The sequence below is a fragment of the Streptomyces sp. NPDC059564 genome, from assembly GCF_042735575.1.
GTDB lineage: Bacteria > Actinomycetota > Actinomycetes > Streptomycetales > Streptomycetaceae > Streptomyces.
This window is the reverse complement of record NZ_JBHWBP010000162.1, coordinates 1-15,774: the sequence shown is the minus strand read 5'-3', so window position 1 is coordinate 15,774 and position 15,774 is coordinate 1. Positions and strand designations below refer to the sequence as shown.

At 70.7% G+C, this 15,774-nt stretch carries 10 protein-coding genes and 1 pseudogene; 8 read left to right on the top strand and 3 right to left on the bottom strand.

Annotation, left to right across the window (positions count from 1 at the left end):
* Positions 1-45: 45 nt before the first annotated feature.
* A complete protein-coding gene (locus tag ACFV0Q_RS24680; RefSeq protein WP_351816651.1) occupies positions 46-534 on the bottom strand; it encodes a ribose-5-phosphate isomerase in 489 nt (162 codons plus the stop codon).
* Between the two features lie 218 nt (positions 535-752).
* Between ACFV0Q_RS24680 and ACFV0Q_RS24675 the strand changes: the two genes are divergently transcribed.
* Positions 753-2,219, top strand: a complete 1,467-nt coding sequence (locus ACFV0Q_RS24675) for an amino acid permease (protein ID WP_385008534.1) — start codon at positions 753-755, stop codon at positions 2,217-2,219.
* Between the two features lie 89 nt (positions 2,220-2,308).
* On the opposite strand, the gene ACFV0Q_RS24670 is transcribed toward ACFV0Q_RS24675, so the two are convergent.
* Positions 2,309-2,893 (bottom strand): biotin transporter BioY, encoded by a 585-nt coding sequence (locus ACFV0Q_RS24670; protein ID WP_385008533.1) that lies wholly within the window; start codon positions 2,891-2,893, stop codon positions 2,309-2,311.
* A gap of 283 nt (positions 2,894-3,176) precedes the next feature.
* Here ACFV0Q_RS24670 and ACFV0Q_RS24665 point away from each other — a divergent pair, with 283 nt between their 5' ends.
* The 3 genes from ACFV0Q_RS24665 (at position 3,177) to ACFV0Q_RS24655 (ending at position 6,934) form a co-directional block, all read left to right on the top strand.
* Positions 3,177-4,574, top strand: coding sequence for an amino acid permease (locus tag ACFV0Q_RS24665; protein WP_385008532.1), 1,398 nt, complete (start codon positions 3,177-3,179; stop codon positions 4,572-4,574).
* Between the two features lie 71 nt (positions 4,575-4,645).
* Positions 4,646-6,094 carry an amino acid permease gene (locus tag ACFV0Q_RS24660; protein WP_385008531.1) on the top strand — a complete coding sequence of 483 codons (1,449 nt, stop codon included), beginning with the start codon at positions 4,646-4,648 and terminating at the stop codon, positions 6,092-6,094.
* A 183-nt stretch (positions 6,095-6,277) separates the two neighbouring features.
* Positions 6,278-6,934, top strand: coding sequence for a superoxide dismutase (locus tag ACFV0Q_RS24655; RefSeq protein WP_385008530.1), 657 nt, complete (start codon positions 6,278-6,280; stop codon positions 6,932-6,934).
* Positions 6,935-7,055: 121 nt separating this feature from the next.
* Here the strand turns inward: ACFV0Q_RS24655 and ACFV0Q_RS24650 are convergent, their stop codons facing one another.
* Positions 7,056-7,703, bottom strand: a complete 648-nt coding sequence (locus ACFV0Q_RS24650) for a DsbA family protein (RefSeq protein WP_385008529.1) — start codon at positions 7,701-7,703, stop codon at positions 7,056-7,058.
* 127 nt (positions 7,704-7,830) lie between these two features.
* Here ACFV0Q_RS24650 and pepN point away from each other — a divergent pair, with 127 nt between their 5' ends.
* The 4 genes and pseudogenes from pepN (at position 7,831) to ACFV0Q_RS24630 (ending at position 15,653) form a co-directional block, all read left to right on the top strand.
* Positions 7,831-10,404, top strand: coding sequence for an aminopeptidase N (gene pepN / locus ACFV0Q_RS24645; protein WP_385008528.1), 2,574 nt, complete (start codon positions 7,831-7,833; stop codon positions 10,402-10,404).
* Between the two features lie 147 nt (positions 10,405-10,551).
* On the top strand, positions 10,552-11,514 hold the full coding sequence (locus ACFV0Q_RS24640; RefSeq protein WP_385008527.1) for a hypothetical protein: 963 nt from the start codon (positions 10,552-10,554) through the stop codon (positions 11,512-11,514).
* A gap of 70 nt (positions 11,515-11,584) precedes the next feature.
* Positions 11,585-12,025, top strand: a pseudogene (locus ACFV0Q_RS24635) (ABATE domain-containing protein); the annotation flags it as partial.
* Positions 12,026-12,317: 292 nt separating this feature from the next.
* A complete protein-coding gene (locus ACFV0Q_RS24630; RefSeq protein WP_385008526.1) occupies positions 12,318-15,653 on the top strand; it encodes a S8 family serine peptidase in 3,336 nt (1,111 codons plus the stop codon).
* Positions 15,654-15,774 lie beyond the last annotated feature (121 nt).

The following is a 15,774-nucleotide window of genomic DNA, read 5'->3' as shown; positions in this document are numbered from 1 at the left end:
CCGCCGGACCCCGTCCGGCGGCGCGACCGCGTACTGCTGGTCCTGCTACTGGTCCTGCGGGTGGTGGGCCGGGATCGGGGGGAGCTCGCCGGTCTGCTCGTAGGCGGTGAGCATGTCGATGCGGCGGGTGTGGCGCTCCGCGCCGGAGTACGGGGTCTTCAGGAAGGTGTCGATGAAGCTGACGACCTCGTCCTGGGTGTGCATGCGGCCGCCGACGGAGATGACGTTGGCGTTGTTGTGCTCGCGGCCCAGCTCGGCGGTCTGGACGCTCCAGGCGAGGATCGCGCGGATGCCCTTGACCTTGTTGGCGGCGATCTGCTCCCCGTTGCCGGAGCCGCCGATCACGATGCCGAGGCTGCCCTCGTCCGCCGCGGTCCGCTCGGCGGCACGCAGGCAGAACGGCGGGTAGTCGTCGACCTCGTCGTAGATGTGGGGCCCGCAGTCGACGGGCTCGTGGCCGTTGTTCTTGAGCCAGTCCACCAGGTGGTTCTTGAGCTCAAAGCCGGCATGGTCGGATCCGAGATACACGCGCATGGGTCGAGTGTGGCATGCGGTTGCTCCAGGGTGGCCGGAGGGTGTCGTGTATGTCACTTCTAAACCTCAAGTAAACCCAAAGACCCCAGACGGGAGGGGTCGGGACCTTGGTCCCGTAATCAGGGCCTTGGGCAACTATCGGAATAGGGTCTTCCGTCCTGCCCGGATGTCGGGTTTGAATGCCGGAACTCGAATCACGAGAACCTAAGGAATCGTCCATGAGCACCACGACGACCCTTCAGAAGGCAGGCGACCCGACCGGTGAACCCGGTTCCGCCCAGCCCTCCGACGGTCTGAAGGCCGGTCTCAAGAACCGCCACCTGTCCATGATCGCCATTGGCGGCGTCATCGGCGCCGGCCTGTTCGTCGGCTCCGGTGGCGGCATCGCCAAGACCGGTCCGGCCATCCTCCTCTCGTACGCACTCGTCGGCGCCCTGGTCGTCTTCGTGATGCGGATGCTGGGCGAGATGGCCGCCGCCAGCCCGAACTCGGGCTCCTTCTCCGCCTACGCCGACCGCGCGCTCGGCCGCTGGGCCGGCTTCTCCATCGGCTGGCTCTACTGGTTCTTCTGGGTCGTCGTGCTGGCCGTCGAGGCCACCGCCGGCGCCAAGATCCTCGAAGGCTGGATACCGGCCGTCCCGCAGTGGGGCTGGGCCCTGATCGTCATGGTCGTCCTGACCGTCACCAACCTCGGCTCCGTCGCCTCGTACGGCGAGTTCGAGTTCTGGTTCGCGGGCATCAAGGTCGTCGCCATCGGCGCGTTCGTGATCGTCGGCATGCTCGCCGTCTTCGGCGTGCTGCCGGGCTCGGACAACCCGGGCTCCGGGCTGGCGCACCTCACGGACACCGGCGGGTTCATGCCGAACGGCTGGGGCTCGGTCCTCACCGGCGTGCTGATGGTCGTCTTCTCCTTCATGGGCAGCGAGATCGTCACGCTGGCCGCGGGCGAGTCCGAGGACCCGCGCCGCGCGGTCACCAAGGCCACCAACTCGGTGATCTGGCGCATCGGCGTCTTCTACCTGGGCTCGATCTTCATCGTGCTCACGCTGCTGCCGTGGAACGACAAGTCGATCGTCGACAAGGGCTCCTACGTCGCCGCCCTGGACTCGATCGGCATCGCGCACGCCGGCCAGATCATGAACGTGATCGTCCTGACCGCCGTGCTGTCCTGCCTGAACTCGGGCCTGTACACGGCCTCGCGCATGGCCTTCTCGCTCGGTGAGCGCGGCGACGCGCCGAAGGCCTTCGCCAAGGTCACCAAGCGGGGCGTGCCCGCGGTCGCGATCCTGGGCTCGGTCGTCTTCGGCTTCGCCGCCGTCTACTTCAACTACGCCTTCCCGGACACGATCTTCAGCTTCCTGCTGAACTCCTCGGGTGCGATCGCGCTGTTCGTGTGGCTGGTGATCTGCTTCACCCAGCTGCGGATGCGCGGGATCCTCATGCGCGAGGCTCCGGAGAAGGTCACGGTGAAGATGTGGTTCTTCCCGTACCTGACCTGGATCACCGCCGCGATGATCACCTTCGTCCTGGGCTACATGGTCTACGACAAGGACAACCGCGAGACGGTGCTGCTCTCCCTGCTGGTCGCCGCCGTCGTGCTGGTGCTCGGTGTGGTGCGCTCCGCGCTGCGCCGCAGGTCCGAGTCCGCCGCCGCGGCCGAGGCCCCGGCCGAGTCCGCCGCGTAATGCCCACCGCGTTACGTCCCCGCGCACACGACAGCCCCGGACCGCCGATCGCGGTCCGGGGCTGTCGTACAGCGGGGCGGGTGCGGGGCTCAGCCCCGGCGGCCCGCCAGCTTCCAGGCGGCCGGCAGGGCGCCCATGGCCAGCGCGGCCTTGAGGGCGTCGCCGATCAGGAACGGGACCAGGCCCGCCGCGACGGCGGCGCTCAGGGACATGCCGGTGGCGGCCATCAGGTACGGCACGCCGACCGCGTAGATGACGGCCGAGCCCAGCACCATGCTGCCCGCGGTGAACAGGACCGAGCGGTCGGCGCCGCGCCGCGCGAGGGCGCCGACGACGGTGGCGGCGAGCAGCATGCCGAGCACGTAGCCGAAGGAGGCCCCGCCCGCGCCGGAGGTGCCGCCCGCGAACCACGGCACGCCGGCCATGCCGACGAGGGCGTACAGGGCGAGGGAGAGGAAGCCGCGGCGGGCGCCGAAGGCGGTGCCCACCAGCAGGGCCGCGAAGGTCTGGCCGGTGACCGGGACGGGCGAGCCGGGAACGGGCACGGCGATCTGCGCGGCGAGGCCGGTGAGCGCGGCTCCGCCGACGACGAGCGCGATGTCGCGGACGCGGCTCGCGGGCAGCAGGTCGGCGAGGACGGCGCCGGGCCGGAAGGAGACGGAAGCAGTGCTCATCGGGGGCTCCGCGAGGTGGTGATCGACAGGACATCGTGAGGCTAGTGCGGGGCCGAGCGCCGCCCCACCTCCGGGCGGGACAAAGCCGTACTGCCCGGTTTGGTGGAGATCGGACAAAGACCCGCCCCCACACCCGAGTCGGAGTGATCCGCGTCACGGCCCACATTCGACCGCACGTCCTTTTTGCTCCCGCGGGTCTCCTCCGGCCAGACTGTAGGTTCCCGCCAATCCCTTGTGCAGCCCCCAGCGCCGCTTGGCCGACCGAGAGTACGAGCATCTCCTCATGCGCGACCATCTGCCCGACCCGAACGTCACCGGGGTAGGCCTGCCCCCGGAACCCCTCAGCCACAGCCTCAAGCAGCGCCACCTGACCATGCTGGGCCTCGGCGGCGTGATCGGCGCCGGCCTGTTCGTCGGCTCCGGCGCCGGCATCGGCATCGCCGGTCCCGCGATCATCTGTTCGTACCTGCTCGCGGGCGCGCTCGCGATGCTGGTGATGCGCGCGCTCGGCGAGATGTCGGCCGCGATGCCCGCCTCCGGCTCCTTCTCCGTGTACGCGGAGAAGGCCCTGGGGCGCTGGGCCGGTTTCTCGGCGGGCTGGCTCTACTGGTTCCTGCTGGTCGTGGTGCTCGCCGTGGAGGCCACCGGCGCCGCGAAGATCGCGAACGGCTGGCTGCCGTCGGTCGACCAGTGGGTGTGGGTGCTGATCTTCATGGTGGTCTTCACCGTCAGCAACCTGGCGGCGGTGCGGAACTTCGGCGAGTTCGAGTTCTGGTTCGCGGCCCTCAAGGTCGGCGCCATCGTGCTGTTCCTGATCCTGGGCACCCTGGCGATCTTCGGCGTGCTCCCCGAGACCGACCCCATCGGCATGGCCAACCTGACCGGCCACGGCGGCTTCTTCCCGGCCGGGATGGGCGGGGTGGTCGCCGGCATGCTCGCGGTGATCTTCGCCTTCGGCGGCCTGGAGGTCGTCACGATCGCGGCCGCCGAGTCGGACGACCCGGCCCGCTCCGTGGCCCGCGCGGTGCGCAGCGCCGTGTGGCGCATCCTCTTCTTCTACGTCGGCTCGATGGTGGTCATCGTGACCCTGCTGCCGTGGGATTCGCTGGAGCCGGGGCAGAGCCCGTACGTAGCGGTCCTGGACTCCATCGGGATCCCGGCCGCGGGCCAGATCATGAACATCGTGGTGTTCGTGGCGCTGCTCTCCGCGCTCAACGCCAACCTGTACGGCTCCTCGCGCATGGTCTTCTCGCTGGCCGAGCGCGGCGAGGCGCCCCGGGGCCTGCTGAAGGTGTCGGGCGGCGGAGTGCCGCGCCGTGCCGTGTTCGCCTCGGTGGCCTTCGGGTTCGTGTCGGTGGTGCTGAACCTGCTGTGGCCGGACACCGTCTTCCTCTACATGCTCAACGCGGTCGGCGCGGTGCTGCTGTTCGTGTGGGCGCTGATCGCCGTCTCGCAGCTGCGGCTCCGCCGGGTCCTGGAACGGGAGATGCCGGAGCGGCTGACGCTGCGGATGTGGCTGTTCCCGTACCTGACGTGGGCGGCGCTGCTGGGGATGGCCGCGGTGCTGGTGCTGATGCTGTTCGACGACTCGGCGCGGCCGCAGCTGCTGTGGTCCTCCGGCGCGGCGGCCCTGGTGCTGCTGGTGGCGTGGGTGCGGGAGATCCGGGCCCGCCGGACCTGAGGCGTTCAAGCCCACTGTCCGGATATTGGACAGCAAATGTTCGATAACCGGACAGTGGGCAGTATGGCCCCATGAGTCAGAGCACCATCACACCCCCTGAGCAGCAGCCCGGCGCGGCGGCGCCGACCGGCGGCGGATCCCCCCTCGGCAACGGCCTCAAGCAGCGCCACCTCTCGATGATCGCCCTCGGCGGGGTCATCGGCGCCGGGCTCTTCGTGGGCTCGGGCGCGGGGATCGCGGCCGCGGGGCCGTCGATCGTGCTCGCGTACGCCGCCTCCGGGCTGCTGGTGATGTTCGTGATGCGGATGCTCGGCGAGATGTCCGCCGCCAACCCCGCCTCCGGCTCCTTCTCGGTGCACGCCGACCGGGCCATCGGCCCGTGGGCCGGCTTCACGGCGGGCTGGATGTTCTGGACCCTGCTGTGCGTGGGCGTGGCCATCGAGGCGATCGGCGCGGCGCACATCATGACGGGCTGGTTCCCCGGCACCCCCTCGTGGATGTGGGTGCTGGTCTTCATGGCGCTCTTCTGCGCCAGCAACCTGGGCGCCGTCTCCCACTTCGGCGAGTTCGAGTTCTGGTTCGCCGCCCTCAAGATCGGCGCCATCGGCCTCTTCCTGGGCCTCGGCGTCCTCGCCGTCCTCGGCCTGCTGCCCGGCACCTCCTCCCCCGGCGCCGCGAACCTGGTCCACGACGGCGGCTTCCTGCCCAACGGGATGGACGGACTGCTGGTCGGCCTGCTCGCCTCCGTGGTCGCGTACGGCGGGCTGGAGACGGTGACGATCGCGGCCGCCGAGTCGCGGGACCCGGCCAAGGGCGTGGCCAAGGCCGTGAAGACCACCATGTGGCGGATCGCGATCGTCTACGTCGGCTCCATGCTGGTGATCGTGACCCTGCTGCCCTGGAACGACCCGGCGGTCACCGGGAGCGGCCCCTACGCCGCGACGCTGGACCACCTGGGCATCCCGGCGGCCGGCGAGATCATGAACGTGGTCATCCTGATCGCCCTGCTGTCGGCGATGAACGCCAACATCTACGGCTCCTCGCGCATGGCCTACTCCCTCGTCGCCCGGGGCCAGGGCCCCAAGGCGCTGGGCAAGGCCGGCGGCGGCGTGCCGCGCCGGGCGGTGCTCGCCTCCTGCGGCTTCGGGTTCGTCACCGTGCTGCTGTCGTACTGGTACCCGGACACCCTGTTCGCCTGGCTGCTGAACATGGTCGGCGGGGTCATCCTCATCGTCTGGGGCTTCATCGCGGTCTCCCAGTTCGTGCTGCGCCGGCGCCTGGGGCGGGAGGCTCCCGAGAAGCTCGTGGTGAGGATGTGGGGCTTCCCGTACCTCACCTGGGTGGCGCTGGCCGGGGTCGCCGGGGTGCTGGTGCTGATGGCCCTGGGCGAGGACACCCGGGTGCAGGTGGTCTTCACCGGCGGGCTGACCGTGGCCCTGGCGGCGACCGGGTACGTCATGCAGCGCCGGGCGGCCGCCCGCGAAAGCTCCCGTCCGGTGTGCCCCACACCCCTTCGTTAAGACCCACCGGACGGCACGTCAGAGGCCGGGCCCATGCGACCGCATGGGCCCGGCCTCCGGCGTTCCCGGAGCCCGCCGGAGGAGAGGTGACCCTTACTCGAACAGAGGAATAGATACTGCTAGCGTGCAGTTGCGCATTAATTGCAATAAGCGATTGGCACGCCGAGGGGACCGGATACACGCATGGCCATCTACACGCTTCCTGAGCTTCCTTACGACTACGCGGCGCTCGAGCCGGTGATCAACCCGCAGATCATCGAGCTGCACCACGACAAGCACCACGCGGCCTACGTCGCGGGCGCCAACACCACGCTGGAGCAGTTGGAGGAGGCGCGCGACAAGGGGAACTGGGGCGCCCTCAACGGCCTGGAGAAGAACCTCGCGTTCCACCTCTCCGGCCACATCCTGCACAGCATCTACTGGCACAACATGGCCAGCCCGAAGACCGGCGAGGGCGGCGGCGAGCCGACCGCGGCCGACGGCCTGGGCGACCTCGCGGACGCCATCACCGAGTCCTTCGGCTCGTTCGAGAAGTTCAAGAAGCAGCTGACCTTCGCGTCCTCCGCGACGCAGGGCTCCGGCTGGGGCGTGCTCGCGTACGAGCCCGTCAGCGGCCGCCTGCTCGTCGAGCAGATCTACGACCACCAGGGCAACGTCGGCCAGGCCTCCGTGCCGGTCCTCGTCTTCGACGCCTGGGAGCACGCCTTCTACCTCCAGTACAAGAACCAGAAGGTGGACTTCATCGAGGCCATGTGGAACGTCGTCAACTGGCAGGACGTGGCCCGGCGCTACGCCGACGCCAAGGCGAACACCCCGCTGCTGATCCCCGCCAAGGGCTGATCGCCGCCCAAGAGCCGCCCGCCTCGTGATCGTCTTCTCAGCCTTCGCGTGCGGGCGTTTCCAACGGAAGACCCCCGTGAGGACGTGACTCACGGGGGTCTTCCGCTGGTGCGGGGCCGGGCTACTCGAAGGACGGGCCCTGGGTACGGGTCCGCTTGATCTCGAAGAAGCCGGGGGTGGAGGCGACGAGCAGGGTGCCGTCCCACAGCCGGGCGGCGTCCTCGCCGCGCGGGGCCGGGGTGACGACCGGGCCGAAGAAGGCCACGTCCTTGCCGTCGGCGCCCGGCACGGAGATCACGGGGGTGCCGACCTCCTGGCCGACCCGCTCGATCCCGTCATTGTGCGAGGCGCGCAGCTCCGCGTCGAAGGTGTCCGAAACGCCGAACTTGGCGAGCTCCGCCGGCAGGCCGACCTCGGCCAGCGCCTCGGCGATCACCTCGGGGGTGTTGCCGCGGCCCTCGTTGTGGATGCGGGTGCCGAGCGCGGTGTAGAGCTTGCCGGTGATCTCCTTGCCGAACTTCTGCTCGGCGGCGGTCACCACGCGTACCGGGATCCAGGCCTGCGGGCCGAGCATCTCGCGGTAGGCCTCCGGCAGCTCGTCGAGCTTGTTCTCGTTGAGCACGCCCAGGCTCATCACGTGCCAGCGCACCTCGATGTCGCGGAGCTTCTCCACCTCCAGCACCCAGCGGGAGGTCATCCACGCCCACGGGCAGAGCGGGTCGAACCAGAAGTCGACGGGGGTCTTCTCGCGCACCTGCGTGTCGGCCATGTCTCTCCTCATGTCAGCCAAGGCACTGCTCTTCAGCCATCCCCCTGGCCAACGGGACCGGGCCCGCGCCCATTCCCCCGTGGGAGGATTCGAACCGAAGAACGCGATCACGCACGAAGGAGTGCACGTGCCCGGTGAGAATCTGTCCCGAGACGAGGCCCGCGAGCGGGCCGGGCTGCTGTCCGTCGACGGGTACGAGGTGTCCCTCGACCTGAGGTCGGCGGTGGACGAGGCCGAACCGGCCGAGGGCCCCCGGACCTTCCGCTCGGTGACCACCATCCGCTTCCGGGCCACGACGCCCGGCGCGTCCTCCTTCGCGGACCTGATCGCCCCCTCGGTGAACTCCGTCACCCTCAACGGCCGCGTCCTCGACCCGGCCGCCGCCTTCGACGGGGCGCGGATCGCCCTGGACGGGCTCGCCGCCGAGAACGTCCTGGTCGTGGACGCGAACTGCGCCTACAGCCGGACCGGCGAGGGCATGCACCGCTTCGTGGACCCGGAGGACGGCGAGGTCTACCTCTACACCCAGTACGAGCCGGCCGACGCCCGGCGGGTGTACGCGAACTTCGAACAGCCCGACCTGAAGGCCCCCTACCGCTTCGAGGTCACCGCGCCCGAGGGCTGGCACGTCTGGAGCAACGGCGTGGAGGAGTCCCGCGAGGGGGCGACCCGCCGCTTCGCGGAGACCGCGCCCATCTCCACGTACATCACCTGCGTGGTCGCGGGTCCGTACCACTACGTCACGGACACCTACACGCGCGGGGAGCTGACGATCCCGCTCGGCGCGATCTGCCGCAAGGGGCTGGCCAAGCACTTCGACGCGGACGACGTGTTCCTCGTCACGAAGCAGGGCTTCGACCTCTTCCACGAGATCTTCGACTACCCGTACCCCTTCGGGAAGTACGACCAGGCCTTCGTGCCGGAGTACAACCTGGGCGCGATGGAGAACCCGGGGATGGTGACCTTCAAGGAGGAGTACATCTTCCGCGGGAAGGTCACGCAGGCCTCGTACGAGCGGCGCGCGAACACGATCCTGCACGAGATGGCGCACATGTGGTTCGGCGACCTGGTCACCATGAAGTGGTGGGACGACCTGTGGCTGAAGGAGTCCTTCGCGGACTTCATGGGCTCCTTCGCACTGGTCGAGGCCACCCGCTTCGACCAGGCGTGGGTCACCTTCGCCAACAGCCGCAAGGCCTGGGCCTACCGGGCCGACCAGCTGCCGTCCACGCACCCGGTCACGGCGGACATCCGTGACCTGGAGGACGCGAAGCTGAACTTCGACGGGATCACGTACGCCAAGGGCGCCGCGGTCCTCAAGCAGCTGGTGGCGTACGTGGGGCGGGAGGCGTTCCTGGAGGGCGCGCGGCGCTACTTCAAGGCCAACGCGTACGGGAACACCACGCTGGACGACCTGCTGTCGGTGCTCGGGGAGGTCTCCGGGCGGGACATGGCCCAGTGGTCGCGGGCGTGGCTCCAGACGGCCGGTGTGAACGCGCTGACGCCCGTGGTCACCACCGACGCGGACGGCCGGATCACCGAGCTGGCGGTCCTCCAGGAGGGCGACGCCCTGCCTGATCAGCCGACTCCGTCGGCGGGTCGTCCGCACCGGGTCGCGGTGGGCCTGTACCGGGTCGACGCGGGCACGCTGGTGCGCTACGCGCGGGCCGAGACGGACGTGGCCGGGGCGCGCACGGTGGTCGCGGAGCTGGCCGGGCTGGAGCGGCCCGACCTGGTCCTGGTCAACGACGACGACCTCACGTACTGCAAGATCCGCTTCGACGACACCTCCCTGGCGACGCTGCGCAGCCACCTGGGCGGGCTCACCGACCCGCTGGCCCGCGCGCTGTGCTGGTCGGCGCTGTGGAACCTGACGCGGGACGCGCTGGTGCCGGCCCGGGACTTCCTGTCGCTGTTCCTGACGCACGCGGGCCGGGAGAGCGACGTCGGCGTGCTCCAGATGCTGCACGGGCAGGCGCTGAGCGCGGTCACCCACTACGCGGCGCCCGAGCGGCGCGAGCAGAGCGGCCGGGAGCTCGCGGCGGGCGCGCTGCACGAACTGCGCCTGGCCGAGCCGGGCTCGGAGCACCAGCTCACCTGGGCCCGCTTCTTCGCGGCGAGCGCGGCGACGGAGGGCGACTTCCAGCTGCTGCTGGGCCTGCTCGACGGGACGGCCCGGATCGACGGGCTGGACGTGGACCAGGAGCTGCGCTGGGACTTCCTGCTGCCGCTCGCGGCGCACGGGGCGGTGGGCGACGCCGTGCTCGGCGCGGAACTCGCCCGCGACGACACCGCGTCGGGCAAGCGGCACCAGGTGCGGTGCCTGGCGGCGCGGCCGTCGGCGGCGGTCAAGGACCAGGCGTGGGCGGTGGTCGTCGAATCGGACGCGCTGTCGAACGCGCTGGTCGAAGCCACCATCGACGGGATGCAGCAGCCCTCGCGGCGCGAGCTGCTCGCCCCGTACGCCGGGCGCTACTTCGAGGTGCTGGAGCGGGTCTGGGCGGAGCGTTCCATCCAGATCGGGATCCACGTGGTGAAGGGGCTGTACCCCATGCTCCAGGACTCCCCGGCCACGGTCGCGGCGACCGACGCCTGGCTGGCGGGCCACCCGGACGCGGCGCCCGCGCTGCGGCGCCTGGTCCTGGAGTCCCGCGACGACCTGGCCCGCGCCCTGCGCGCCCAGTCCCGCGACGCGGCCTGACCGGCGATGGAGCGCCCGCCTCCCGACCGGGAGGCGGGCGCTCCATCGGCAGTCGAACGCCCGTACTTTAGCCCCGGCTTGTCCGGATTTGTCGACGAGCGTGTAACAGGCGTTAGCAAGGCCATGGCCTGAGGGAATCACCGCGTCATGAACCAGAACGCACCCCTCCCCCTCGCCCACCTCACCGCCAGCCGCCCCCGCGTGCTGACCCTCGCCCAGCTCCGCGAGCACGGCGTGAGCGCCGCCGAGGCCGCCGGGCGGGCCTGGCAGCAGGTGCTGCCGGGAGTGTTCCTGCTCCACTCCGGCCCCGCGACGAGCGAGGAGCGGCTGCACGCCGCCCTGCTGTACGCGGGCCGGCGCGGTGGCGGCGAGGTCATGATCACCGGGCTGGCGGCGCTCGCGCTCTACCGGTTCTCCGCCGCCCCCGCCCTGCTCGGCCTCTCGCACATCGACGTCCTCGTGCCGGGCACGCGCCGCCTGCGCTCCACCGGCGACGTCCGGATCGTCCGCACCCACACCCCGCCCCGCCCCGTGGAGGTGACGGGCCTGCCCGTGGCCCCGGTCGCGCGGGCCGTCGCCGACGCCGTCGCCCAGCTCTCCGACGCCGGGACCGTACGCCGCCTGCTGAGCGAGGCCGTCCGCGCCGGCCACTGCGAACCGGCCGCCGTCGTACGGGAGCTGACCGTGGCCCGGCTGCTGAACCGGCCGCACGTGGTGGACGCCGTGGAGTCCCTCCTCGCCGAGGGCCGGGCCATCGCCGAGGAACGGCTGTACCAGCTCGTACGGGGCTTCGAACTCCCCGAGCCCGTCTGGAACGTGGACCTGCGCCTGCCCGGCGGCCCGCACCTCGGCGGGGTCGACGCCTACTGGCCCGAGCAGGCCGTGGCCATCGAGATCGACACCCGCGCCCCCCGCCAGGGCGAGGACGAGGACTGGTCGGAGGCGGTCCGCAAGCGGGAGACGCTGGAGCGCCTCGGGGTGACCGTCCTGCACCTGACCCCGCGCAAGCTGCGCGACTGGCCCGAGCAGCAGGCCGCGGTCGTGCGGACCGCCCTGACGGCGTCGGCCGACAGCGAGCCCGCCGCCTACCTGGTCGTACTCCCCCGGTGAGGGGGTGCCCGGGGGAGCTCCGGCGCCGCCGCACGTACCCTTGAGGGGCCGGCGGCGCGAGGAGGCGGACATGAAGGCACCGACGACGGATCCGCGTCCGCCGAGCGGGGAACCGCTCTGCCTCGACCTGCTGAACACGCGCTGGGTCCAGGACGGCGAACCGGCCGACCTCTTCGGCGGCGCCTTCGGCCTGACCCGGGTGGAGGGGCTCGCCCGCTGGCTGGAGGGCACCGGCCTGGCCGGCCGCTTCCGCGCCGACGCCGCGACCCTCGTCCACCTGCTGACCGCGCGCGCGTCACTGGCCCGCGCCGTCGCCGATCCGGCCGACGAGAGCGCCCGCGCCCTGATCGACGCGGTACTGGAACACGGCCGGATCCGGGTCACCCTCACCGCCGAAGGCCCCGGCGAGCGCGCCGAGTTCGCGGATCCCGCCTGGGGCCCCGCCTGGACGGCGGCCCGCGACTACCTGGACCTCCTGACCACCGCGCCCGACCGCATCCGTACGTACGCGCGCACGCGCGAGCGCTGAACGGTCGGAATCTGTCACACCGGTCATGAGACGACCGTCCGCGACGACGGCGCCATGAGGTCGAAGAATCGATAAATCCACTCGTGCACCCTCGCGAGTCGCCCCGGCTTGCCCCGGCATGTCCCCAGTGGCGGGTACTCCGCACTGGCGAGAGTCCGCCATGTCAGGTCTCGGTCAATGACAACCCTCCCCAAACAGCTGTCACTTGCGCAAAGCTGACCGGTCATCCGGCACCGAAATCCGGACCGTATCTTTCACTTAGCCAGGGATGCTGATGACCCTCGACTCCCCCAGCTCCACCACCGGGGCCATACCCGGCGCGCGGCGCGCGGTCCGCGTCGCCGCGGCCGCGAGCCTGGTGGCCGCCCTCTGCGCCACCGGCGCCGTACCCGCCTTCGCGGCGGTGGGCACCGACGCCCCGGGCACCAACCCGGCCGTCAAGTCGGCCGACCAGAAGCTGGGTTCGGCCGACGCCGAACTCCTCCAGGAGGCCAAGGCCAAGGGTGACGCCACGGTCACCGTCATGGTCGCGACCGCCCCCGGCCAGACCAAGCAGGTCGCCGACCAGCTCGACGCGGTCCAGGGCGCCTCGGTGGGCCAGACGTACGACAAGCTCGGTTACGTCCGCGCGACCCTGCCGACCGACAAGGCCGAGGCCGCGCTCAAGGCGGCCGGCAAGCTCGACTCCGTCCACGGCATGGACCTGCGGCACGAGATCCAGCTGCCGGACCCGCGCCCCGACGCGGGCAAGGACACCGGCGCGGCCAAGAAGACCGCCGCCGAGACCTACCCGGCGCCGGGCAAGGACACCCCCGCGAAGAACCCGTACAACCCGTCCTTCGAGACCGGCGCGGTGGACTTCGTCCAGAAGAACCCGCAGGCCGACGGCCGCGGCGTGACCATCGGCATCCTGGACTCGGGCGTCGACGTCGCGCACCCGGCCCTGCAGAAGACCACCACCGGCGAGCGCAAGATCGTCGACTGGGTGACCGCGACCGACCCGATCCTGGACAACGACGCCACCTGGCGCCCCCAGGTCACCCCGGTCACCGCGGCCGGCGGCTCCTTCAGCGCGGGCGGCCAGAGCTGGAAGGCCCCCGAGGGCAGCTTCCAGTGGAGCCGCTTCAGCGAGTCGATCACCGCCACCGGTGACATGAAGGGCGACGTCAACCGCGACGGCGACACCACCGACAAGTTCGGCATGCTGTACGACCCGGTGGCCGGCACCGTCCGCGTCGACACCGACCAGGACGGCGACTTCACCAACAACGAGCCGATGAAGCCGTACAAGGACGGCTACCAGGTCGGCTACTTCGGCACGGACAACCCGGCGACCGACGTCGCCGAGCGCATCCCGTTCGTGATCCAGATCCGCAAGGACGTCCCGATGGACCCGTTCGGCGGGGACTGGGTGGGCAAGAAGGCCGACTTCGTCAACATCGGCATCATCGAGTCCGAGCACGGCACGCACGTCGCGGGCATCACCGCCGCCAACAGCCTCTTCGGCGGCAAGATGAACGGCGAGGCGCCCGGCGCCAAGATCGTCTCCTCGCGCGCCTGCTCCTGGTCCGGCGGCTGCACCAACATCGCGCTGACCGAGGGCATGATCGACCTCGTCGTCAACCGCGGTGTGGACATCGTCAACATGTCCATCGGTGGTCTTCCGGCGCTGAACGACGGCAACAACGCCCGTTCGGAGCTGTACAAGAACCTGATCGACACCTACGGCGTCCAGCTCGTCATCTCGGCGGGCAACGAGGGCCCCGGCGTCAACACCATCGGTGACCCCGGCCTCGCGGACAAGGTCATCTCCGTGGGCGCGGCGGTCTCCAAGGAGACCTGGGCCGCCAACTACGGCTCCGGCGTGACCACGAAGTACAACATGTTCCCCTTCTCCTCGCGCGGTCCGCGTGAGGACGGCGGGTTCACGCCGACCATCACCGCCCCCGGCGCCTCGATCAACACCACCCAGACCTGGCTGCCCGGCGGCCCGGTCAAGGAGGCGGGCTACACCCTGCCGGCCGGTTACTCGATGCTCCAGGGCACCTCGATGTCCTCGCCGCAGGCGGCGGGCGCCAGCGCCCTGCTGATCTCGGCCGCCAAGCAGCAGAAGGTCGCGCTGACCCCGGCGGCCCTGCGCGTGGCGCTGACCAGCACCGCGAAGAAGATCAATGATGTCCCGGCCCACGCACAGGGTGCCGGTCTCATCAACATCGTCGACGCGTGGGAGTCCATCCAGCGCGGCGCGAAGGCCGAAGAGTTCACCGTCAAGGCCCCGGTCGACACCGCGCTCGACCAGTTCCTGAAGACCCCGGGCTTCGGCACCGGCCTCTACGACCGTGAGGGCGGCCTGAAGGTCGGCCAGAAGAAGGTCTACGACGTCGTCGTGACCCGCACCACGGGCGTGAAGTACGGCACCCGGCACAACCTGAGCTGGCGCAACAACGACGGCACCTTCAAGGTCGTCGGCGGCTACGACTACGTCACGCTCCCGCTGAACAAGCCCGTCACCATCAAGGTCGAGGCCAACGTCAAGTCGGCCGGCGTGCACAGCGGCATCCTGCAGCTCGACGACCCGACCACCGAGGGCGTCGACAAGCAGGTCCTGGCCACGGTCGTCGCCTCCACCCCGCTGGCGAAGCCGTCGTTCACGCTGTCGGACACCTCGTCCGTCCAGCGCAACAGCCACAAGTCGTACTTCGTGACCGTCCCGCAGGGCGCCAAGACCCTCGAGGTCGCCCTCGGCGGTCTGAAGCCGGGCAGCCAGACGCGCTTCATCTCGATCCACCCGTACGGCACGGGCGTCGAGGACAGCGCGACCACCCAGTGCTACCCGAACTACGACAACCCGGCGAACACCTGCCGCCCCGACCTGCGCTCGTACGCCGACCCGCAGCCGGGCGTCTGGGAGATCGAGGTCGAGTCGCGCCGTACGTCGCCGCTGCTCGACAACCCGTTCAAGCTGGACGTCTCGGTCCTCGGCGCGGGCTTCGACCCGGCCGTCAAGGTCCTCCCCGAGGTCAAGCAGGGCACCCCGGCGCCGGTCCAGTGGACCGTCAAGAACGACGCCGCGGCCATCACCGGCGGCAAGCTCCAGGGCGGCCCGCTCGGCTCCGCCAAGGTCGCCAAGCCCACCATTGCGACCGGTGAGACCCAGAGCACCGAGGTCACCGTCGGCGAGGGCGTCTCCCGCCTCGACGTCGCCATCGGCAAGCCCTCCGACACCGCCGCGGACCTCGACCTCGAGGTCTACAAGGACGGCGTCAAGGTCGGCACCTCCGCCGACGGCGACTCCGAGGAGGCCGTGAGCCTGGACAAGCCCGCCGCCGGTACCTACACCATCAAGGTCATCGGTTACGCGATCCCGTCCGGCTCCACCACGTACGACTACCGCGACGTGTACTTCTCGGCCGCCCTGGGCTCCGTCCAGGTCGACGAGGCCGCCAAGGTGAACCTCGCCACCGGCGCCTCGGCGAACGTCTCGGCGAACGTCCTGGTCTCCAGCGCGGCCCCCGAGGGCCGTCAGTTCTTCGGCCAGGTCCAGCTGCTCAACGCCCGCGGCACCTCCGCCGGCCTCGGCAGCGTGCAGATCGAGAAGGTCCTCCCGTAACTCCCGTGAGGGCGTGACGGCATGACGGAGGGGCGGGGGGGCGCCGGCGGGGGCCCCCCCGCCCCCGCGGCCCGCTGCGGCGCAGGCCATCGAGGCCGGTCCGGACGAGGTCGTCGTGGGC

Coding starts and splice junctions, on each gene's coding strand:
- ACFV0Q_RS24640 (WP_385008527.1), top strand. CDS start 10,552: ATGAACCAGAACGCACCCCTCCCCCTCGCCCACCTCACCGCCAGCCGC.
- ACFV0Q_RS24630 (WP_385008526.1), top strand. CDS start 12,318: ATGACCCTCGACTCCCCCAGCTCCACCACCGGGGCCATACCCGGCGCG.
- ACFV0Q_RS24650 (WP_385008529.1), bottom strand. CDS start 7,703: ATGGCCGACACGCAGGTGCGCGAGAAGACCCCCGTCGACTTCTGGTTC.
- ACFV0Q_RS24675 (WP_385008534.1), top strand. CDS start 753: ATGAGCACCACGACGACCCTTCAGAAGGCAGGCGACCCGACCGGTGAA.
- ACFV0Q_RS24660 (WP_385008531.1), top strand. CDS start 4,646: ATGAGTCAGAGCACCATCACACCCCCTGAGCAGCAGCCCGGCGCGGCG.
- ACFV0Q_RS24655 (WP_385008530.1), top strand. CDS start 6,278: ATGGCCATCTACACGCTTCCTGAGCTTCCTTACGACTACGCGGCGCTC.
- ACFV0Q_RS24680 (WP_351816651.1), bottom strand. CDS start 534: ATGCGCGTGTATCTCGGATCCGACCATGCCGGCTTTGAGCTCAAGAAC.
- ACFV0Q_RS24670 (WP_385008533.1), bottom strand. CDS start 2,893: ATGAGCACTGCTTCCGTCTCCTTCCGGCCCGGCGCCGTCCTCGCCGAC.
- ACFV0Q_RS24665 (WP_385008532.1), top strand. CDS start 3,177: ATGCGCGACCATCTGCCCGACCCGAACGTCACCGGGGTAGGCCTGCCC.